The following is a 20,516-nucleotide window of genomic DNA, read 5'->3' on the forward strand; positions in this document are numbered from 1 at the left end:
AGCGGAGCTACTAGGGCTTTTGGCCGACGCGGCGAGCGTGCGTGCTGGGCGGCGCGACAGGGCAAAGCTTGCCGGGAGGGGCACTAGGTCAGCACGGACCGCAGGAACCCGTTGGACCTGTCCCCGAGGCGCACGCCGTCGCGCGCCGTCCAGTGGCGGCGCAGCACCCGGACGCCCACGCACGTGTTGAGGTGCGTGATCTCGGGAAATGCCGCGAGGTCCGTGGTGATGAAGCGCGCCAGGTCCTCCTCGTCGTGGAAGACGCCGTAGTGGATCATCGAGGCGGATCCGGCGACCATCGACACGTACCGGGCCGAGGGGTGTGACCCCAGAGTGTCCAGCAGGCGCGGGATCGCCCGCGGGAGCACGCTGAGCGACATCAGGGCGTTGAGGGGGTGGCCCAGCAGGGTGGGTTCGATCTCCACCCTCGGCCAGAGGGCGCCGGTCTCCAGGAGCGACTGCGAGGTGCGGTACGCCGTCGAGCGGCTGACGTCCAGCTCGCGGGCGATGTCGGCGGCCGGGATCCGGCCGTTGTCCACCATCAGCCGCAGCGTGCGCCGTTCCAGGTCCGAGAGCTGGTCGGGCGAGGCACGCCGCTCCTGAGTGATCTGTACGGCGTGTTCGCGCAGCCCGTCGGTCTGCTCGTCGGAGAGCCGGTGGAGCCGCCAGACCTGGCCCATGGGGTAGGCGCGCAGGACCAGTTGGGACTCGGTGGAGACGATGCCGGGAATACCCGGCAGCCGGTGGGTCAGCAGCTCGAAGATGTCGGTCCCGAGGAGCGGATAGACGCTGCAGTAGATGTCGGCGCTGCCGGTCGTCAGCAGCAGGGTCTGCACCTCGTCCAGTTCGAGGAGGTGCCGGGCGACCTCCTCGGAGCGGCCCGGCTCGCACTTGATCCATACCTGGCGTGGGTTCTCCGTCGTGATCAGCGGCCAGTCGAGCCGGCCGACCACCCGCAGCAGCCGCTCCGCGCGCAGCCGCGCGAGCCGGCGCGCGACGGTGCTCGGCGAGCTGTCCAGCACGTCGGCGAGGGCGTTGACCGGGGTGCGGGGTGCGAGTTGCAGGGCCGCCACGAGATCGAGATCGACGTCGTCGAGCAGCCGCTCCTCGGGGCGTGCCGTCAACCGCCGTACCTGGGCGCTGGGGGGAGGCGAGACGGGCGGCTGCGACGGCATGCCCCTGATCCTAAGCGTTCGCTCTCCCGAGTTGCTTCACGGTTCAAAAGTAACTTGGCTGAAACAGCCATGTTGGGCGAACCCATTGACACATTCATTCATCATGGCATCTCATGGCGGATCAATTCACCATCGCTTGAGAAGAGAGGGACCGACGTGGTGATCAAGGCGACGGAGGAACGCCCGGCGGCCCCCTCGGGGGATTCACCCACCGGACAGGTCACGGGTTCCGTGGCGTTCACACTGCGGGTGCTCGCGCTCGTCGAGCGCGTCGGCAACCGGCTCCCGCACCCCTTCTGGCTGTTCGTGATGCTCAGCGGAGTGCTGCTCGTCCTCAGCTGGGGGCTCCATGCCCTCGGCGTCTCGGCGGAATCACCCACCGACGGCGCGACGGTCGCCGTACGGAGTCTGATCTCCGACGCGGGCGTGACGATGATGCTCGACGGGCTGATCGACAACTACGCGACGTTCCCGCCGCTCGGTGTCGTCCTCGTCGTCATGCTCGGCGTATCGGTGGCCGACCGCGCCGGGCTGCTGACCGCGATGCTGCGGGCCGCGCTGGCGAAGGTGCCGCTCAGGGCCGTCACGTTCATGATCGCGTTCACCGGGATGGTCGCCCACATCGCCTCCGACGCGGCCTTCGTGGTGATGATCCCGCTGGGCGCGATCGCCTACCGCTCGGTCGGCCGCAACCCGGTGCTCGGCGCGGTGGTCGCCTTCGTCGCGGTCTCCGGAGGCCACGCCGCCAGCCCGCTGGTCACCCCCTCGGACGCCACGCTCGCCGCGCTGACGACGGCAGCCGCGCACACCATCGACCCGGCATACACGGTCACGCCCGTGGCCAACTACTTCTTCTCGCTCGCCTCCGCCGTCGTCCTGTCGCTGGTCATCACCCTGGTCGCGGAGACGCTGCTGAAGCGCCGGGTGGCGATGATGGCCGACGACGACGCGGCCGACGCGGCTGAGGCGAACGCGGACGCGGACGCGGAGGAACTGCCCGACCTGTCCCTGACCGACGACGAACGCCGCGGGCTGCGCACCGCCGCGTTCACCGCCCTGGCGCTGCTCGCCGCCATCGCCGCGGCCACTCTGCCCGCCGGCTCGCCCCTGCGCGGCGAGCACGGTGCCGTCATCGACTCGCCGCTCGTCCACAACATCGCGGTCTTCCTGGCGCTGCTCTTCTTCGCCACGGGTGTCGCGTACGGGCGGGTGGTGGGAGCCCTGCGTACGGCCAAGGACATCCCCGACATGATGGCGGCCGGACTGCGCGAACTGACCCCGATCCTGGTGCTGTTCTTCGCGATCTCGCAGTTCCTCGCCTACTTCAAGTGGACCTCCATCGGCGAGGTGATGGCCATCACGGGCGCCGAGCTGCTGGACTCCTCCGGCGTGCCGATCATGGTCATCTTCGTCGGCGTGATCCTCGTCGTCAGCGTCATGAACCTGATCCTCACCAGCGGCTCCGCCATGTGGGCGCTGATCGGCCCGGTGTTCGTCCCCATGCTGATGCTGCTGAAGGTCGCCCCCGAGACCACATGGGCCCTGTTCCGGATAGCCGACTCCTGCACCAACGCCATCACGCCCATGAGCCCGTACTTCGTGCTCTGCCTCGGCTTCGTCCGCCGGTACCGCGCCAACGCGGGCATCGGCACGCTGATGTCGCTGACGCTTCCGGTGGCACTGTCGATGCTCGTCGTCTGGACGCTGCTCTTCCTCGCCTGGTACGCCCTCGGCCTTCCGTTCGGGCCCGGAGCACCCACGCACTGACGCCCGCCTTCGGAGAACCGGCGGACCGGGAGCCCCGGAACACCGGAACTCCCGCACCACGCAACCGAATCGGAGAGACAGAGAGAACATGTCGGCACCCGCACCCGCCCCCCAGCCCCCCAACGGCCCCGCCCTGTCCCGTATCTCGGCCTGGTGCCGGACCCCGGAACGCCGGGACAGCTACCTCGCCGATCTGCGCCGGCTGGTCGAACAGGAGTCGCCCAGCGAGGAGAAGAACCTCCTCGACGCCACCGCCGATCTGCTCCTGGAACTGCTGGCGGAGCGGCTGGGCGAGCCGAGCCGTACCGTACGGCACCGCCACCCCGACGTGGGCGATGTCATCGAGGCCGAGTACGACGGTACGGTCGGCGGCGCCGTCGTCACCGTCGTCGGCCACTACGACACCGTGTGGCCGGCCGGGACCCTCGCCGACTGGCCCTTCACGGTCACCGGCACGACCGCGTCCGGGCCCGGCGTCTTCGACATGAAGGCCGGCCTGGCGCAGGGGATATGGGCATTGCGGGCGCTGCGCTCGCTCGAACTGCCGCGGCCCACCGTGCGTTTCGTCTTCAACGGGGACGAGGAGACCGGCAGCGTCGTCTCCCAGCCGCTCGTCGAACGCGCCACCGAGGACGCGGTCGCCACCCTGGTGCTGGAACCGGGCGGCGAGTGGGGAATCAAGGCGGGCCGCAAGGGCGTCGGCATCTTCAACCTCACCGCGACGGGTGTCGAGGCCCATGCCGGGCTCGATCCGGACAAGGGCGCCAGCGCCGTCCACGCCCTGGCCGGTGTCATCGGGGACCTGGTCGCCGCCGCCGACCCGGAGCGCGGGACAACCGTCAACGTCGGCCGTATCAGCGGCGGTACGGCCCGCAACGTCATCGCGGGTGAGGCGACGTGCCTGGTGGACGTCCGCGTCAGTACGCGGGAGGAGATCGAGCGGATCGACGGCGTCCTGGCGGGTCTGGCCGCCGGGGACCCCAGGGTCACCCTCGCCGTGACCGGCGGCTGGAGCCGTCCCCCGATGCGGCCCGGCCCCGCCGACCGGCGTCTCTTCGCGCTGGCCGACGCCGTCGCGACCCAGCTCCGGGAGCCCCTGGCGGAACTCTTCGTCGGCGGCGGCAGCGACGCCAACTTCATCGCCGCGCTGGGCCGTCCGGTCCTGTGCGGCTTGGGCGCGACCGGCGACGGGGCGCACGCGCGGCACGAGCACGTCATCGTCGCGGACCTTCCCGACCGCGTCGCCCTGACCGCCGGGACGCTACTGGGCCTCGCCGCCAAGGCGCTGTCCGACGGCTGACCCGTCGGCGGGCTCGTCCCCGGCCACGAAGCTCTGGCCGTTGGCCGGGACCCCGATGCCGCGCCAGGTGAAGGGGACACCTCGCGCGGTGTCCAGGTCGGGGCCGTCCATCAGCTGGAAGTGGACATGCGCCTCGGTGGAGTTGCCGGTGTTGCCGCAGTCGGCTATCCGCTGCCCCGCGCGCACGGTGTCGCCGACGGCGACCGTCACCGACCCCTGCTTGAGGTGCGCGTACATGGCGTACGTGCCGTCGCCGAGGTCCAGGATCACGTGATTGCCGACGATCCACGAGGCACCTGCCGCCTCTCGCGCCGCGCCCTCGATCACCATCATCCAGGCGAGCGCCGGCCACGAGGTGCGGGTCAGATGGTCGCGGCGCCGGTCCAGGACATGGACGACCGTCGCGTCGGCCACGGCCAGCACGGGCGCGCCGAACGCCGGGTAGCGGCTGTTCCCGCGCGCGAGCGGCCACAGCACCGCGAACGGTGGACGGGTGTCGGGCTCGGGTGCGACCAGGATGTCGATGGCGTACGTCTGGCCGTAACCGTGAATGCCGTGGCTGGGCACCTTGTCCGCCGGGCTGTTGAGCGCGGTCCAGCGCCCGGACACCGGTGCCATGACCTCCACCGGGGCGCGGGGCGCCGCCTTCATGGCGGAGGAGGTGAGCCGCCCCAGGGCCACGAAGACGGCGACGGGCAGCACGGCCGGCGGGAAGAGCAGCAGCGGATGCGGATCCCAGCCGGCGATGATCATGCCCAGGACGAGTACGACGACGAGCAGCACGCAGCCGCGGGCCAGGATCATGGCCGACTTGCGGACGGACACAGGGGTCTCCTCGGTTATCCGTTGGATGTCAGTTCCTGGCGGCGGAGAGCATCACCAGCAGCGGTACGACACGGGCGGCCGGCACCTCGTAACGCCCCCGCCCCGTCGTCCGGAGCCAGCCCGCACCGGTGAGTTGGCGCAGATGGTGGTAGATCTGGCCGGTCGTTCCGATGTCGTCCAGCGCGGACAGCTCGGCGGCGGTACGCACGCCGCCGAGGATCTCGCGCAGCAGCCGGAGCCGTACGGGGTGCCCGAGCGCCGCGAAGCAGTCGGCAGTCGCCGGCCAGTCGGCGTCGAGCAGACCCTCGGTCAGCTCGGTGAACTGCCACCGGTAGGGCTGCCCGGTCGGCAGCCGTACCGAGCCCGTGTACATCACGCCGCCGTCGGCGTGCCCGGCCAGTTGCTCCTCCAGTTGCTGGAGCGGTCGCAGAGGGTCGTCCGCCGTCGGCCCCGGCCGCTCCCCACGCGACGGCCGGTGCGACGGCTCCGGTTCCCTGTCCTCCAGCGCCGCGAGCCGGCGTTCCAGCTCGGCGACGCGTTCCTCAAGTCCCATGCGGGGAATTTACGTAATTACGTAATCGAGTGCAAGTCCCGCGCGGAACGGGCACGACGAAGCCCCCGCCCGGTTCCGTGCGAACCCGGCGGGGGCTGGAGTCTGTCCGGCCCTGAGCCGATCCTCAGGTCAGCAGCGCCTCGATCGTCCCCTCGTGCGCCGCCCGCAGTTCGCTCAGCGGGATGCTGAACTCGCCCTGGACCTCGACCTCTTCGCCGTCCACCACACCGATCCGCGTCGCCGGCAGCCCGCGCGCCGCGCACATGTCGGTGAAGCGCAGCTCCTCGCTGCGCGGCACGGCCACGACCGCGCGCCCGGCCGACTCGCTGAACAGCGCGGTGAACGCGTCGAGCCCGTCCGGCACGACCAGCCGCGCGCCCTTCCCCCCGCGCAGGCACGACTCGGTGACGGCCTGGATCAGACCGCCGTCGCTCAGGTCGTGCGCCGCGTCGATCATCCCGTCGCGCGAGGCCGAGATCAGAATCTCGCCGAGCAGCTTCTCCCGGTCCAGGTCCACCTTCGGCGGCAGTCCGCCCAGGTGGTCATGGATCACCTGGGACCAGGCCGACCCGCCGAACTCCTCGCGGGTGTCGCCCAGCAGATAGAGGAGCTGGCCGTCTTCCGCGAAGGCGATCGGCGTACGGCGGGTGACGTCGTCGATCACACCGAGCACGGCCACGACCGGCGTCGGGTGGATCGCCGTCTCGCCGGTCTGGTTGTAGAGCGACACGTTGCCGCCGGTGACCGGGGTGCCCAACTGGAGGCAGCCGTCGGCGAGTCCGCGCGTGGCCTCGGCGAACTGCCACATCACCGCCGGGTCCTCGGGCGAACCGAAGTTCAGGCAGTCCGAGATGGCCAGCGGCTTGGCGCCGGAGGCGGCGACGTTGCGGTACGCCTCCGCCAGCGCGAGCTGCGCGCCCGCGTACGGGTCGAGCTTGGCGAACCGGCCGTTGCCGTCCGTCGCCATCGCCACACCGAGATTGGTGTTCTCGTCGATCCGGACCATGCCCGCGTCCTCCGGCTGCGCGAGCACGGTGTTGCCCTGCACGAAGCGGTCGTACTGGTCGGTGATCCACGCCTTCGACGCCTGGTTCGGCGACGAGACGAGCCGCAGCACCTGCTCGCGCAGCTCGGCCGAACTCGCGGGCCGGGCAAGGCTGTTGGCGTCGTCGGCCTGGAGCGCGTCCTGCCAGTCGGGACGGGCGTACGGCCGGTGGTAGACCGGGCCGTCGTGCGCCACGGAGCGCGGCGGCACGTCCACGATCTGCTCGCCGTGCCAGAAGATCTCCAGCCGGGTGCCCTCGGTGACCTCACCGATGACGGTCGCGATGACGTCCCACTTCTCGCAGATCTCCATGAACCGGTCGACCTTGTCGGGCTCGACGACCGCGCACATGCGTTCCTGCGACTCGCTCATGAGGATTTCCTCGGGCGAGAGCGACGAGTCCCGCAGCGGTACGGTGTCCAACTCGACCCGCATACCGCCGGATCCGGCCGACGCCAGCTCGCTCGTCGCGCAGGACAGCCCGGCACCGCCGAGGTCCTGGATGCCGGCCACCAGCTTCTCCGCGAACAGCTCCAGGGTGCACTCGATGAGGAGCTTCTCCTGGAACGGGTCGCCCACCTGGACGGCCGGACGCTTGGCCGGTCCGGTGCTCTCGAAGGTCTCGGAGGCCAGCACCGAGACGCCGCCGATGCCGTCGCCGCCGGTCCTGGCGCCGTACAGGATCACCTTGTTGCCGGTTCCCGAGGCCTGCGCGAGGTGGATGTCCTCGTGCTTCATCACGCCGATACAGCCCGCGTTGACCAGCGGATTGCCCTGGTAGCAGGGGTCGAAGACGACCTCGCCGCCGATGTTCGGCAGGCCCAGGCAGTTGCCGTAACCGCCGATGCCCGCGACGACACCGGGCAGCACCCGCCGGGTGTCGGGGTGGTCGGCCGCGCCGAAGCGCAGCGGGTCCACGACGGCGACCGGGCGGGCGCCCATGGCGAGGATGTCGCGGACGATGCCGCCGACACCGGTGGCCGCGCCCTGGTAGGGCTCGATGTACGAGGGGTGGTTGTGCGACTCGACCTTGAAGGTGACCGCGTACCCCTGGCCGACGTCCACGACGCCCGCGTTCTCACCGATGCCGACCAGCATCGCGTCACTGGCCGGGGCCTTGTCACCGAACTGCTTGAGGTGGACCTTGCTGCTCTTGTACGAGCAGTGCTCGGACCACATGACGGAGTACATGGCCAGCTCGGCGCCGGTCGGCCGACGGTCCAGAATCTCCCGGATACGGGTGTACTCGTCCTCCTTGAGGCCGAGTTCCTTCCAGGGCTGGTCGACGTCGGGCGTCCCCGTCGCGTTCTTGACGGTGTCCAGGTTCTTGATCGTCATCAGGCGCTTACCAGCTTCTTCAGGATCGAGGTGAAGAACCCGAGCCCGTCGGTACGGCCCGTACCGATCAGCGGTTCCACGGCGTGCTCGGGGTGCGGCATCAGGCCGACGACGTTCCCCGCCGCGTTCGTGATGCCCGCGATGTCGCGGAGCGAGCCGTTCGGGTTGCCGTCCAGATAGCGGAAGGCGACCCGGCCCTCGGCCTCCAGCTCGTCCAGGACCGGCTCGGCGGCCACGTACCGGCCGTCGATGTTCTTCAGCGGTACGGAGATGGACTGGCCCGCCTCGTAGTCGGCGGTCCACGCGCTCGCAGCGTTCTCCACCCGCAGCTTCTGGTCACGGCAGATGAAGTGCAGATGGTTGTTGCGCAGCATCGCGCCCGGCAGCAGATGCGTTTCGGTCAGGATCTGGAAGCCGTTGCAGATCCCCAGGACCGGCATGCCGCCCTTCGCCTGCTCGATGATCGTCTCCATCACCGGGGAGAAACGGGAAATGGCGCCGGCGCGCAGATAGTCGCCGTAGCTGAATCCACCGGCCAGGACGACGGCGTCGACCTGCTTGATGTCCTTGTCGCGGTGCCAGAGAGAAACGGGCTCCGCTCCCGCGATCCTGACAGCGCGAAGAGAGTCGCGGTCGTCGAGTGTGCCGGGGAAAGTGACGACTCCGATACGAGTGGTCACGACTCCACCTTTACGACGAAGTCCTCGATGACGGTGTTGGCGAGGAACGTCTCGGCCATCTCATGGATGCGGGCGAGGGCGGCCTCGTCGACCGGACCCTCCACCTCCAGCTCGAAACGCTTTCCCTGGCGGACGTCCGCGATCCCGTCGAAACCCAGCCGGGGCAGTGCGCGTTGCACTGCTTGTCCTTGCGGGTCGAGGATCTCCGGCTTGAGCATGACGTCGACTACGACGCGTGCCACTGGCACTCCCGGTGGTGTGGTGCGGCTGTGTGCAGCTGTCTGCTGTGTGCCTGCTGTCTGCGGCTGTGGTTCTGACCGGGGAATCCCCCGACCCCCCGAGTGCCTTCAGCGTACCCGCACGCAAAATCTACGCGAGTAGATATCCCCACAGTGCGGGACTCTCCACCGATCTCCGTCGATATCACACCGCGAGACCACAGGAAAAAATCCAGGAAAAAACTCGCTCCTGCCATTGCCGACGGACACGCTGATGTAATTGGCTGGGCTTCACAATGCGGGGCGGTTCGCTGTACAAAGGATTAGAGCGACAAGTCGCATTGCCCCTAAACAGCCGGAAGACCGGTATCGCCGCACGTCAGCCATGTTTCGAAGCATGAGCCCGACGTGGCGGGTGCCGCATGAAAGGACCGATATCCGTGGCGCAGCGCGTAGTGGTCATGCTCTCCGACGACATCGACGGTGGAGAAGCGGCGGAAACGGTCAGGTTCGGCCTCGACGGGAAGTCGTACGAGATCGACCTCAATCCCGCCAATGCAAAGAAACTGCGCAAGGCCCTGGCCCCGTACCTGGAGGCGGGCCGGCGACAGACCCATGCCGGAAAGAACCGCAAGTCCTACCGGCACACGGCTCTCGCGCCCGACCCGGCCGCCGTGCGCGCGTGGGCACTCTCGCACCGGATGGAGGTGCCGGCCCGCGGCCGGATCCCCAAGCGGGTCTACGAGGCGTTCCGCGAGGCCAGTTGAGACAGCCGGCCGGCCGCCGGCACCCGGCCGGGCTCGCCGGGGAACGGAGTTGCACAGCACCCCTGGCCATCGGCTAGAGTCTGGAGCACGCCGAAGGGCAAGGCCGAAAAGCCGAACCTCACGCAGCGTGCGGGTGTAGTTCAGTAGTAGAACGCCCCCTTTCCAAGGGGGAGGCGCAGTGTGCGATTCCTGTCACCCGCTCTGCATCACATCGAAAGTTGTTCTCGATGGCCGATGCGTTGCGGACGTAGCTCAGTTGGTAGAGCGCAACCTTGCCAAGGTTGAGGTCGCCAGTTCGAACCTGGTCGTCCGCTCCATATTGAAGGCCCCGGTCCTGGTGACCGGGGCCTTCGTCGTATCCATGGTCCGGGCGTTCGTGGTCCGCGTCGGTGGTTCAGGGGCGCGATGACATTTGTCATGAGCAGTCATGACAGCGCGCACTGCTCCCGGACCTGATCCGGCGGAAGCCTTGTAGCCATGACACGAACCCTGGGACACCACAGCGCGAGTGCCACGGATGTGGAGGAGAACGTCATCGAGGTGGAGCGGCTTCGGCGTACCTATGCCGGAGGGTTCCAGGCGGTGAACGAGATCTCGTTCAGCGTCGGGGAAGGGGAACTGTTCGCCCTGCTCGGTACGAACGGCGCGGGCAAGACCTCGACCGTCGAGATGCTGGAGGGCCTTGCCCGCCCCAGCGGAGGCACGGTGCGGGTGCTGGGCCGCGACCCGTACACGGAGAGGGCGGAGGTACGGCCGCGGACCGGCGTGATGCTCCAGGAAGGCGGCTTTCCGAGCGATCTGACGGTCATGGAGACCGTACGGATGTGGGCGGGCTGCACGAGCGGGGCGCGGCCCGCCGGAGAGGCGCTGGAGCTGGTGGGGATGAACAAGCGCGCCGGTGTACGGGTCAAGCAGCTGTCCGGCGGCGAGAAGCGGCGCCTGGATCTGGCGCTCGCGCTGCTCGGGCGGCCGGAGGTGCTGTTCCTCGACGAGCCGACGACCGGCCTGGACGCCGAGGGGCGGCGTGACACCTGGGAGCTGGTGCGCGGGCTGCGCGACGGCGGCACGACCGTCCTGCTGACCACGCACTATCTGGAGGAGGCCGAAGGCCTCGCGGACCGGCTGGCGATCATGCACGGAGGACGGATCGTGGTGTCGGGAACACCGTCGGAGGTGACGGCGACCAGGCCGGCCCGGATCCGGTTCAGGCTGCCGGCGGGCGTGGAGCCGGGGCAGCTGCCCCTCACGCTGAAGGCCGCGGCGCACGGCCGGCGGATCGAGATCCGCACCCAGCAGCTCCAGCGGGATCTCGCCGAACTGCTGCGCTGGGCCGAGGAGTTCGGCGTACATCTGGACAAGCTCGACGCCCGCGCGGCCTCGCTCGAAGAGGCGTTCCTGGACATCGCGGCGCAGCGCACGGAGACCGGGATCCCCGGCACGGGCTACAACACGGGAGAGGCGGACGCGGCATGAGCACGGCCATCGCACAGAGCCGGGGGACGGCCGCCGAGGCCGGAACGACGACCAGGTCGGGACGGCTGGGCGCGCTCGCGCGGGCCGAGCTGACCCTGCTCGTACGCAACAAGACGATGCTCATGACGGCCCTGCTGATGCCCGTCCTGCTGATCGCATCGACCAAGGCCTCGCTGAAGAACGTCGATCTGGACGGCACCGGGCTGAGCATGACGGAGGTCGCGCTGACGGGCGGCATCGGGATGGTGCTGCTCCTGGTGGTGTACATGAACCTCACCTCCGCGTACACGGCCCGGCGTGAGGAACTGGTACTCAAGCGGCTCCGTACGGGCGAGGTGTCCGACCCGGAGATCCTGGCCGGGACCGCGCTGCCCGCCGCGTCGCTGGCGCTCGCGCAGATTGTCGTGCTGGTCGGCGCGGGGGCCGTGTTCCTGGACATCAGCGCTCCGCAGCGGCCCGAGCTGCTGGTGCTGGGTGTGGCGGGCGGCATCGGGCTCATGGCGGCGCTGGCCGCGGCGTCGGCGGGGTTCACCCGTACCGTGGAGAGCGCACAGGTCAGCATCCTGCCGATGCTTCTGATCTCCTCGCTGGGTTCGGGCCTGTTCGTGCCGCTGGAGTCGCTGCCCGACAAGATCGCCTCGCTCTGCGAGCTGCTGCCGATGACCGGGATCGTGACCCTGGTGCGGGCCGGCTGGCTGGGCGGCGCCGAGGGCGGCGATCTGGTCGTCGCGGGACTCAATGCCCTGGCCTGGACCGTGCTGGCGGTGTTTGCTGTGAAGCTGTGGTTCCGCTGGGAGCCGCGGCGCTGACCACGGCGCGCGGGTGCGATTCGCGGTGAGGACGGGCTCGGAGACGGGCGAGAGCGCGGGAGGGACGGCACATGGCGAGGGCGCGGCGGAAGACGGGCGCGTGGGCCGGGAAGAGCAATCCGGCCAAGGTCGAGATCTACACCCGCTGGTCCTTCCACTCCTTCGCGGTGATCGAGGTGGGGGTCATCGGGCTGGTGGCCTCCGCACGTACCGACTCCCCGGTCAGTGGCTGGTTTCTGCTGCTGATCTGCGCGCACGCGATCGTGAGCGCGGCCAACAGCTCGTACGCCCTGTCCTGGGCGCTCGGCAGGCAGGCCCGGCCGGTCCGGCTCATGGTCGCGACGGCCGTGCTCAGCGCCGTCGGAAGTGCGGCCGCCATCAGTGTGTACCCGGCGGATCCGAAGAACCTGGCCGACGCCTCGTCGATCTCCTCCCTGCTGGTCACCTTCGCGGGCTTCGGCATCGGGTCGCTGGTCGTCGGTGTCCGCCGGGTGCGGAACATGCTGCTGACCGTGCTGGCCGCCGTGGTCTTCACCGGTCTGACCGGTCTGGTGTTCCGGCTGCCGTTCGGCGCCTTCCTGGGCTGTCTGATCGGGGTGCTGATCGGGGGGCTGACCCTGGCCTTCACCAGCGGCTTCTCGGTCTGGCTGGTCAGGTCCGTGTGGGACCTGGACAGCGCCCGTGAACTCCAGTCCCGACTCGCCGTCGCCGAGGAGCGGCTGCGCTTCGGCCGGGACATGCACGACGTGATGGGCCGCAATCTGGCGGTGATCGCGCTCAAGAGCGAACTCGCCGTGCAGCTGGCGCGGCGCGGGGGCACGGAGCAGGCGGCCGAGCAGATGGCCGAGGTGCAGCGGATCGCTCAGGAGTCGCAGCGGGAGGTGCGGGCTGTCGTACGGGGGTACCGAGAGGTGGACCTGCACACCGAACTGGAAGGCGCGCGGGGCGTGTTGAAGGCTGCGGGGATCGGGTTCCGGCTGGATGTGGACACCGACGTGGCGGGGGCCGGTAGCGGGGATGCCGGTTTCGGCGGGCTGACTCCCGACGTCCAGTCCGCCCTCGGGTGGGTGATGCGGGAGGCCGCCACGAATGTCCTGCGGCACGGGGACGCGCGGGTCTGCATGGTACGGCTGACGGTACGGGAAGGGTGCGAGGCGGTGCTGGTCGTGGAGAACGACGGGCTGCCCGAACAGGGCGTCCTGGTCCGGGCGGGCGCGGGCGGTACGCCCAGGACGGCGGGGGCCGGGCTCGCCGGACTGCGGGAGCGGCTGGCCACGCTGGGCGGCACGCTCGACGCGGGCCCGGTGGCGGGTGAGCGGTTCCGGCTTACGGCGCGGGTGCCGCTGCCTGCGGCGGCCGAGGCGGCCGAGGCGGTCGGGGTGCCCGAGGTGCCGGTACAGGTCGCGTCCCCCGAAGCGGTGGCGCAGGGGAGCGTGTCCGGCGAGGTGAGCGCGTGAGCGCCGTGGGGCCCGGGCGGCCCGGAGATCCCGCGCGGGAGCCGGTACGTGTCCTCCTCGCCGACGACGAGCATCTGATCCGGGGCGCGCTCGCCGCGCTGCTCGCGCTGGAGGACGATCTGACGGTCGTCGCCGAGGCCGGCTCCGGGCCGGAGGCGCTGGCGATGGCGCTGGCGCACCGCCCGGACGTCGCCGTGCTCGATCTCCAGATGCCGGGCGCCGACGGTGTGAAGGTCGCCACATCCATCCGCAGCGAACTGCCCGGCTGCCGCACGATGATCGTCACCAGCCACGGCCGGCCGGGCCATCTCAAGCGGGCCCTGGCGGCGGGAGTGCGGGGCTTCGTACCGAAGACCGTCAGCGCCCGGCAGCTCGCCGAGATCATCCGTACCGTGCACGCCGGAAACCGGCACGTGGACCCGGAGTTGGCCGCCGACGCGATCTCTGCCGGGGACTCGCCGCTGACCGCGCGCGAGGCCGAGGTGCTGGAGCTGGCCGCCGACGGGGCGCCGATCGCCGACATCGCGGCGTGGGCCTCGCTGTCGCAGGGCACCGTGCGGAATTACCTGTCGTCGGCCGCGTCCAAACTGGGGGCGGAGAACCGGCATACGGCGGTACGTCTCGCCCGCGAGCGAGGTTGGGTATAGTGGGCTGCGCGCACGGCGCACGCGGACGTAGCTCAGTTGGTAGAGCGCAACCTTGCCAAGGTTGAGGTCGCCAGTTCGAACCTGGTCGTCCGCTCAGCACAGGAACCCCCGGCCGGATCACCGGCCGGGGGTTCCTGCGTGTGTTCCGGGGGCTACCAGCGGGTGCCGGTGAGGAGTTCGTACGCCTCCAGATACTTGGCGCGCGTCGCGTCCACGACCTCGTCCGGCAGCTCCGGCGGCGGCTGCTCGCTCGCGCGGTCCCAGCCGGACGCGGACGAGGTCAGCCAGTCGCGTACGTACTGCTTGTCGTACGACGGCTGGGCGTGGCCCGGCTCCCAGGTCGCGGCCGGCCAGAAGCGCGAGGAGTCCGGGGTCAGCACCTCGTCGGCGAGCACCAGCCGGTCGTCGGCGTCGAAGCCGAACTCGAACTTCGTGTCGGCGAGGATGATGCCGCGGTCGCGGGCGATGTCACGGGCCCGGCCGTAGACGTCGAGGGTCGTACGGCGCAGCAGCGCGGCGGTCTCGGCGCCGACCTGGCGGGCGACCTCCTCGTACGACACGTTCTCGTCGTGGTCGCCGACCGCGGCCTTCGTGGCGGGCGTGAAGATCGGCCCCGGCAGCTCGGAGCCGTCCACCAGGCCCTCGGGGAGCGCGAGCCCGCAGACAGTGCGGCTCTGCTCGTACTCGGCGAGGCCGGAGCCGGTGAGATAGCCACGGGCGACGCACTCCACCGGGGCCATCCGCAGGGACTGGCAGACGAGTGTGCGGCCGGCCCAGTCGGCGGGGGCGCCGTCGGGGAGGTCGGCGGAGATGACGTGGTTGGGCGCGAGATCGGTGAGCTTGTCGAACCACCAGAGCGAGAGCTGCGTCAACACCCGTCCCTTGTCGGGGATTTCGGTGGGCAGGACCCAGTCGTAGGCGGAGATGCGGTCGCTGGCGACCATCACGAGATCGCCCGCCTCGTTCCGGTACAGGTCGCGCACCTTGCCGGTGTGCAGATGCACCAGGCCCGGCACCTGAAGCGGCTCGGGCTTTTCTACGAATCCGGACACGGTTCCTCGTTCCTCGCCGTGGGAGTTTCCGATTCCGATTCTCCCGTATGTGTCGGATCGGACCCGCGTGGGGTGGGTCGGGGGCCGTTCCGCCGGGGCGCTGGGCCGTGTCTGACAAATCCCGCCTGGCGCGCCAAGGGCGGACGGCGCTCTTTGTCAGACACGGCTGCCTAGTCGCGCTTGCAGATGCGGTCGAGGAGATTGGCCGTCGCGCGCTGGACGCGCGGGTCGACATGGCCGGGTCTGTCCAGCGCGGGCGACCACGCGAAGGTCCCCGAGGCGAAGACGAGGGCGCCGGAGGGGGCCCGGTAGAGCGAAGTCTCCTGGTGACGAAGGGTGTTGTCGCCGTCCTGGTAAGGCGAGTGGGCCAGCAGCATCCGCTCGTCGTGCTCGGGCAGCGCCGTACGCGGGAAGTAGCGGTCGGCCTCGCCGGCGACCAGGCCGGGGATCTTGTCGCCCTCGGAGGCACCGGTGGCGTCCCAGAACCAGTGCTCCGCGTTCCGTACGACCATCGGGGCCGGCTCGGGGACCCGGCCCGCGTACTGGATGCCGAGCAGTTGCTGCTCCGGTCTGTCGACCTCCCGCCAGAGGGCCGGGCGGCCGGGGCCGTGGCGCTTGCGGCAGGTGAGGAGGCGGTCGGGGACACCGGAGGGGGACGGGCCAAGCTCGACCTGCCAGTACATGGTGTTGGCGGAGAGGAAGACGAGGGAGGTGCCGTGCTCGCGGGCCCGCTCGACGGTGCGGCGCATGGGGAGCGACCAGTACTCGTCGTGGCCGGGGAAGACCAGCCCCCGGTAGCGGGTCGGGTCGATCAGGCCGGCGTGCAGGTCGCGGGCGTCCGCGTAGGCGATGTCGTAGCCGTAGCGCTCGGCCCAGCGGATGAAGTCGTAGGCGTGGCCGACGTGGATGGGCAGGCCGGCGCCCGCGTACGGGCGGTCGAAGGAGACAGTGATCGCCGCGTCCTCCTCGCCGAGGAGCCGGCCCTGCCCGTCCCAGGCGTGGTAGAGGCTGGCGCCGAGATGACCGTCCTCCGGGTAGAGGTTGTAGGCCTGCCAGGTGATGTCGGGGAGCAGGAGCAGCAGGTCGGCGGGGTGGCTGTCGCGGACCGTGAAGGGGATGTGGGAGCGGTAGCCGTCGGTGGTGGTGAGCACGGCCACGTACGCGCCGAGTGACCAGTACGACGGGATCTGCAGGCGCCAGGAGAGCCACCAGTGGTGGCAGGAGACGGTGCGCTCGGCGGCGAGCGGGGCGGGCTGCACGATGCCGGAGAGACGGGGGCTGGTGGTGATCTTGCGGGCGCCCTCGCCGCCGTAGTGCCCGATCCGGTAGATGTCCACGGAGAACGGCTGGGGCGGATCGACGGTGATGTGGAAGTCGATCGACTCGCCGGGCTCGGCGGCGCCGACGGACGCGAAGCCCTTGATCTGGCAGTGGACGTCGTCGGCGGTGTGGGGGCCGCCGCGGTCGCGGCCGAGCGTCGGGTCCGCGTACCAGGGGACGAGATGGCCCGTGTCGTCGAAGTAGTTCTCGCTGCCGCGCAGCCAGGGCACCGGTCCCTGGCCGAAGGGATCGGAGACGGCGTGGGCGAGCGCGCCCGACTCCCACCGTCGGATGTGATCGGCGCACATTGGCGCGCCCCTCCCTGGAAACCCCGTGCAGGTGTTGGTGGTTGATCGACTGCCGGTGGGCGGACCGCTGTTGGGGCAGACCGTGTCAGCGTCGGCCTCCAGCACATCACATAACGCACGCACTCCGTCACCGTTCGTCGCGAAAGGAAGCGTGAGGAATTGAAGGGAAGCAGCCGGAAGCAGCCAGAAGCAGACGTAACCTGCCGGAACACCCGGCTCCGGATGAGAGGTTGGGCGGGGTGGGCGGCGGGGCTGTGGCAGGTCCCGGCGGGTCGTGGCGGGTCCTGTCGCGGCCTGGACGGGGGTGGTCATCGATCCGTTCGCCGGCGCTCGCTCACACCCCTCGCCGGATCGGTGGTGACCGACCTCACACCAGAACCGACCTCACACCAGCCGGACCGGCTTCTCCGACCGTACCCCCGTGGACGCCAGCCACATCCGCAGCGGCTCCCCGTCGCCGTCCTCCACCAGGCTCAGCACTCCCCCCGCCAGGTCCGTGCGGCGCTTTCCGTCCATCAGGAGCGCCGGGCCGTCGAGCCAGTCGAGGCCCGGTGCCGCGCCCGCCGTGTCCACGGCGGCGCAGCAGACCATCGCGGTGACATGGTCGGCGAGCAGTTCGCGGCCCGTACGCGGCGGCACCAGCGGGAACAGCGGCAGCGGGTCCGTCCCGCGCAGGGCCACGCCGTCACCCGCGGTGTCCGCGGCCCGAGCGGCAGCCGGCGCGGGCGGTACGGCCTCGGCCTCCTCGCGCGCGACCTCGGCGCTGATCCCCGCGGCCAGGGCGTCGCCCGCCTCCTCACCCTGTCCGGCGAGATGGTCCATGACCCGGTCCAGCGTGGGTCCGGGGACGGCGTCGGTGGTGGGGTCGCCCGGCCGCGCGGAGCGCCGTATGCCCATGCCGTCCAGGACGCGGTGCAGCCTGGCCGCTTCCGTACGCCACTTACGGTCGACGACCTCTTCCGGATACTGCTGCCAGTCGACCGGGGACCAGTCCGGGCCGGGTGTGGCCGGGCCGCCGTGGAAGAGGCGCGCGGCCAGCAGGGACGCGGCCTCGTCGATCGCGCCGGGCTCTTCGAGCAGGTCGCAGGCGGGGCGCTCGCCGAGGCGGGAGGTGAAGCCGTCGGCCAGCCGGTCGCGCCGCGACAGCTCGGTCAGCGCCGATACGACTCCGACGTCGAGCCGGGACGGCCAGCGGCCCATCCGCCAGGCGGGCAGGGCGACACGGGTCAGCAGCCGGTCCCAGCCCGCGTAGGCGAGGCCGACCTGCTCCTGGGCGACGATCCGCAGGCCGTAGTCCACACCCTGTGCGCGCTCGGACGCGGCAGATGCGACACCGCGCTCCATCAGGGCGGCGTGCTCGCCGCAGGCACGCAGCATCAGGCGGGCGACCCGGCTGACGAAGCCCAGTGCGACCCGGCGTATCAGCCCCAGGTCCCGGCGGCCGGCGAGGGCCACCGCGGCGTCCAGGCCCCGCACGAAGCGGCGGGCGGCGGCTATGTCGGGCTGCGACGCCGGTCCCGTACCGGCCACGACCGGGGCCAGCACGGCGCGTAGCTCGGCGACGCGCATCCACCACAGGAAGGGGGAGCCGATCACAAGGACGGGAGCGGAGACGGGGGCGACTGTGGAGCGGCGGTCGGCCGCGAGCGGGCCGACGCGGGCGTGCGCGGGGTGCGTACGGTCCTCCAGCCAGCTGTCGCAGTCCGGCGTCAGAGCTATGGCGGAGGGCGCGGGCACACCCAGCCGGTCGGCCAGATCCCGCACCAGGCGATACAGATCGGGGGCGGACCGCTCGGCGATCTCCACGGTGGGGCTCAGGGCGGGTCTGGCCCTGGCGACGACAGCGGCGACGGCCGCCGCGCACACCAGCACGACCACGGCGACACCCGTCACCACCCAGCGCGCGATGTCCCAACTCCAGCCGCTGAGACGGCCCGTGGCACCGCCCACGAGCAGCACGACGGCCATCGCCGCGGGCAGCAGGGCGACGGCCGCCGCTCTGCCGCGCACGCGCAGCACAGCGAGAGCCCGTGACCTGGCGCCCTGTGCGCCGATCTCCTCACCGACCCCGGAAGCGGACACGTCCGGATCTCACCCCCTCTGCCAGCACTGCGGCGGTTTTGCTCACTCCCCCACTGTGGCACCCGCCACTGACATCGCAATGCCGGTGGGCCAAGTGCCCGAACGCTTGCGCCGCACCATAGTTGGGGCCTCGGCGGGGGTCATTCGGATGGGCTAACCGTCACTCGATGGAATGGCTTTGGTCAAAGGTGCTGACGTTTGGGGTGGGCTTCCGAAGCAGGGTCGGGGGCGGGGTCGGGGGCCAGGGGGGCCGGCCCCCTGGTTCAGGCTTCGGCGGCCTTGCGGGCGATGTCCGTACGGTGCTGCGAACCGTCGAGCCGGATCCGGTCCACGGCCGCGTACGCCCGCTCCCGTGCCTGCGCGAGATCCTTGCCGGTCGCCGTGACGGACAGCACACGGCCGCCGGCGCTGAGGACCGTGCTGCCGTCGTCGGCCAGCCGGGTCCCGGCGTGCAGGACGTACGCGTCGGGCGCATCCTCGGCGACGACGTCGGCCAGACCCTCGATCGGGTCGCCGGTACGCGGCGTACCGGGGTAGTTGTGCGAGGCCACGACGACCGTGACGGCCGCGTCGTCGCGCCACACCAGCGACGGCTGGTCGGCGAGCCGGCCCTCGGCGGCGGCCAGCAGGACACCGGCGAGCGGGGTCCTCAGCCGGGCCAGGACCACCTGGGTCTCGGGGTCGCCGAAACGGGCGTTGAACTCGATGACCCGCACACCGCCACTGGTGATCGCCAGCCCCGCGTACAGCAGCCCGGAGAACGGCGTGCCACGGCGGCGCAGCTCGTCGACGGTGGGCTGGAGGACCGTCTCCATGACCTCGTCGACCAGCTTGGGGTCGGCCCACGGGAGCGGGGAGTACGCGCCCATGCCACCGGTGTTGGGGCCCTCGTCGCCGTCGAGCGCCCGCTTGAAGTCCTGGGCGGGGCGCAGCGGGAGCACCGTACGGCCGTCGGTGATGGCGAAGAGGGAGACCTCGGGTCCGTCCAGGAACTCCTCGATGACGACGCGACCGCAGGCGAGCGCGTGCTCGCGGGCGGCGGCGATGTCGTCGGTCACGACGACGCCCTTGCCGGCGGCGAGACCGTCGTCCTTGACGACGAAGGGGGCGCCGAAGGCGTCGAGGGCCTTGTCGATCTCCTCGGGGGTGGTGCAGACGTAGCTACGCCCGGTGGGGACGCTCGCGGCGGCCATCACCGCCTTGGCGAAGGCCTTGGACCCCTCCAGCTGAGCGGCCTCGGCCGACGGGCCGAAGCAGGCGATGCCCGCGTCCCGTACGGCGTCGGCGACCCCGGCGACGAGCGGCGCCTCGGGCCCGACGACGACGAGCCGGGCCTCCAGCTGGGTGGCGAGCCGGGCGACAGCCGCACCGTCCATGGCGTCGACCGGGTGCAGCTCGGCGACTTCGGCGATACCGGCGTTGCCGGGCGCGCAGTGCAGAGCGGTGACGTCGGGATCGAGGGACAGAGAGCGGCACAGGGCGTGTTCGCGGGCACCGCCGCCGATGACAAGGACCTTCACGGGGGCAGCCTAGCGGGGACGGGGGGGTCGGCCGGTCCGGCGTCCGCGGGACGGGACCCCGCTAGGTCCTGTCCGGCGGACAGGACCTAGATGAGTAAGTCCGATGTGCTGGTCAGTGGTCGTAGGCGGTCAGTGACCGGGTGATCGGTGTTCTGGTGCGGCGGTTGTGCCAGATGGCTG

17 protein-coding genes and 3 tRNA genes are annotated in these 20,516 nt (G+C 70.8%); 10 read left to right on the top strand and 10 right to left on the bottom strand.

From position 1 onward, the window contains the following. Window positions 1-83: 83 nt before the first annotated feature. On the bottom strand, window positions 84-1,175 hold the full coding sequence (locus ACIBLA_RS32815; RefSeq protein WP_363239880.1) for an AsnC family transcriptional regulator: 1,092 nt from the start codon (window positions 1,173-1,175) through the stop codon (window positions 84-86). Between the two features lie 159 nt (window positions 1,176-1,334). Between ACIBLA_RS32815 and ACIBLA_RS32820 the strand changes: the two genes are divergently transcribed. Both ACIBLA_RS32820 and ACIBLA_RS32825 read left to right on the top strand, forming a co-directional pair. Further along, window positions 1,335-2,942 (top strand): AbgT family transporter, encoded by a 1,608-nt coding sequence (locus tag ACIBLA_RS32820; RefSeq protein WP_399200741.1) that lies wholly within the window; start codon window positions 1,335-1,337, stop codon window positions 2,940-2,942. Window positions 2,943-3,030: 88 nt separating this feature from the next. Further along, complete coding sequence (locus ACIBLA_RS32825) at window positions 3,031-4,242, top strand: M20/M25/M40 family metallo-hydrolase (RefSeq protein WP_399200742.1); 1,212 nt, start codon at window positions 3,031-3,033, stop codon at window positions 4,240-4,242. On the opposite strand, the gene ACIBLA_RS32830 is transcribed toward ACIBLA_RS32825, so the two are convergent. The 5 genes from ACIBLA_RS32830 to purS all read right to left on the bottom strand — a co-directional run bounded on the left by ACIBLA_RS32830 (window position 4,204) and on the right by purS (window position 8,925). Next, complete coding sequence (locus ACIBLA_RS32830; RefSeq protein ID WP_363239883.1) at window positions 4,204-5,067, bottom strand: M23 family metallopeptidase; 864 nt, start codon at window positions 5,065-5,067, stop codon at window positions 4,204-4,206. The two genes, ACIBLA_RS32825 and ACIBLA_RS32830, sit on opposite strands and share 39 nt — an antisense overlap. Window positions 5,068-5,095: 28 nt before the next feature. Next, the gene (locus ACIBLA_RS32835) at window positions 5,096-5,620 is read right to left on the bottom strand and encodes an ArsR/SmtB family transcription factor (protein ID WP_399200743.1); all 525 of its coding nucleotides are present in this window, start codon (window positions 5,618-5,620) and stop codon (window positions 5,096-5,098) included. A 124-nt stretch (window positions 5,621-5,744) separates the two neighbouring features. Beyond that, window positions 5,745-8,003, bottom strand: a complete 2,259-nt coding sequence (gene purL, locus ACIBLA_RS32840; protein ID WP_399200744.1) for a phosphoribosylformylglycinamidine synthase subunit PurL — start codon at window positions 8,001-8,003, stop codon at window positions 5,745-5,747. Next, the gene (gene purQ, locus ACIBLA_RS32845) at window positions 8,003-8,683 is read right to left on the bottom strand and encodes a phosphoribosylformylglycinamidine synthase subunit PurQ (RefSeq protein WP_363239886.1); all 681 of its coding nucleotides are present in this window, start codon (window positions 8,681-8,683) and stop codon (window positions 8,003-8,005) included. The genes purL and purQ overlap by 1 nt, the downstream gene beginning before the upstream one ends. Beyond that, entirely contained in the window at window positions 8,680-8,925 is a 246-nt protein-coding gene (purS, locus tag ACIBLA_RS32850) for a phosphoribosylformylglycinamidine synthase subunit PurS (protein ID WP_078076409.1), read from the bottom strand. The genes purQ and purS overlap by 4 nt, the downstream gene beginning before the upstream one ends. Before the next feature lie 416 nt (window positions 8,926-9,341). On the opposite strand from purS, the gene ACIBLA_RS32855 reads away from it, so the two are divergent. The 8 genes from ACIBLA_RS32855 to ACIBLA_RS32890 all read left to right on the top strand — a co-directional run bounded on the left by ACIBLA_RS32855 (window position 9,342) and on the right by ACIBLA_RS32890 (window position 14,148). Further along, on the top strand, window positions 9,342-9,668 hold the full coding sequence (locus ACIBLA_RS32855) for an Lsr2 family protein (RefSeq protein ID WP_363239887.1): 327 nt from the start codon (window positions 9,342-9,344) through the stop codon (window positions 9,666-9,668). A gap of 129 nt (window positions 9,669-9,797) precedes the next feature. Next, window positions 9,798-9,869, top strand: a tRNA-Gly gene (locus ACIBLA_RS32860). Between the two features lie 40 nt (window positions 9,870-9,909). Then, window positions 9,910-9,985: transfer RNA gene (locus ACIBLA_RS32865), tRNA-Gly, on the top strand. A gap of 160 nt (window positions 9,986-10,145) precedes the next feature. Continuing rightward, on the top strand, window positions 10,146-11,141 hold the full coding sequence (locus ACIBLA_RS32870) for an ABC transporter ATP-binding protein (RefSeq protein ID WP_363239888.1): 996 nt from the start codon (window positions 10,146-10,148) through the stop codon (window positions 11,139-11,141). After that, the gene (locus ACIBLA_RS32875; protein ID WP_363239889.1) at window positions 11,138-11,950 is read left to right on the top strand and encodes an ABC transporter permease; all 813 of its coding nucleotides are present in this window, start codon (window positions 11,138-11,140) and stop codon (window positions 11,948-11,950) included. Before ACIBLA_RS32870 ends, ACIBLA_RS32875 begins: the two co-directional genes overlap by 4 nt. Window positions 11,951-12,021: 71 nt before the next feature. Beyond that, on the top strand, window positions 12,022-13,407 hold the full coding sequence (locus tag ACIBLA_RS32880; protein WP_399200746.1) for a sensor histidine kinase: 1,386 nt from the start codon (window positions 12,022-12,024) through the stop codon (window positions 13,405-13,407). 5 nt (window positions 13,408-13,412) lie between these two features. Further along, on the top strand, window positions 13,413-14,054 hold the full coding sequence (locus ACIBLA_RS32885; RefSeq protein ID WP_399200750.1) for a response regulator: 642 nt from the start codon (window positions 13,413-13,415) through the stop codon (window positions 14,052-14,054). Between the two features lie 21 nt (window positions 14,055-14,075). Beyond that, window positions 14,076-14,148, top strand: a tRNA-Gly gene (locus ACIBLA_RS32890). A 58-nt stretch (window positions 14,149-14,206) separates the two neighbouring features. Here the strand turns inward: ACIBLA_RS32890 and ACIBLA_RS32895 are convergent. From ACIBLA_RS32895 to purD, 4 genes are all read right to left on the bottom strand, one after another. After that, window positions 14,207-15,106, bottom strand: coding sequence for a phosphoribosylaminoimidazolesuccinocarboxamide synthase (locus ACIBLA_RS32895; protein ID WP_363239891.1), 900 nt, complete (start codon window positions 15,104-15,106; stop codon window positions 14,207-14,209). 170 nt (window positions 15,107-15,276) lie between these two features. Continuing rightward, window positions 15,277-16,734 carry a N,N-dimethylformamidase beta subunit family domain-containing protein gene (locus tag ACIBLA_RS32900; protein ID WP_363239892.1) on the bottom strand — a complete coding sequence of 486 codons (1,458 nt, stop codon included), beginning with the start codon at window positions 16,732-16,734 and terminating at the stop codon, window positions 15,277-15,279. 384 nt (window positions 16,735-17,118) lie between these two features. Further along, window positions 17,119-18,816 carry a hypothetical protein gene (locus ACIBLA_RS32905; RefSeq protein ID WP_363239893.1) on the bottom strand — a complete coding sequence of 566 codons (1,698 nt, stop codon included), beginning with the start codon at window positions 18,814-18,816 and terminating at the stop codon, window positions 17,119-17,121. Between the two features lie 263 nt (window positions 18,817-19,079). Beyond that, window positions 19,080-20,336, bottom strand: coding sequence for a phosphoribosylamine--glycine ligase (purD, locus tag ACIBLA_RS32910; protein ID WP_363239894.1), 1,257 nt, complete (start codon window positions 20,334-20,336; stop codon window positions 19,080-19,082). Window positions 20,337-20,516: the final 180 nt, after the last annotated feature.

Origin of the sequence: Streptomyces sp. NPDC050433 (genome assembly GCF_044458565.1) — a bacterium.
GTDB lineage: Bacteria > Actinomycetota > Actinomycetes > Streptomycetales > Streptomycetaceae > Streptomyces.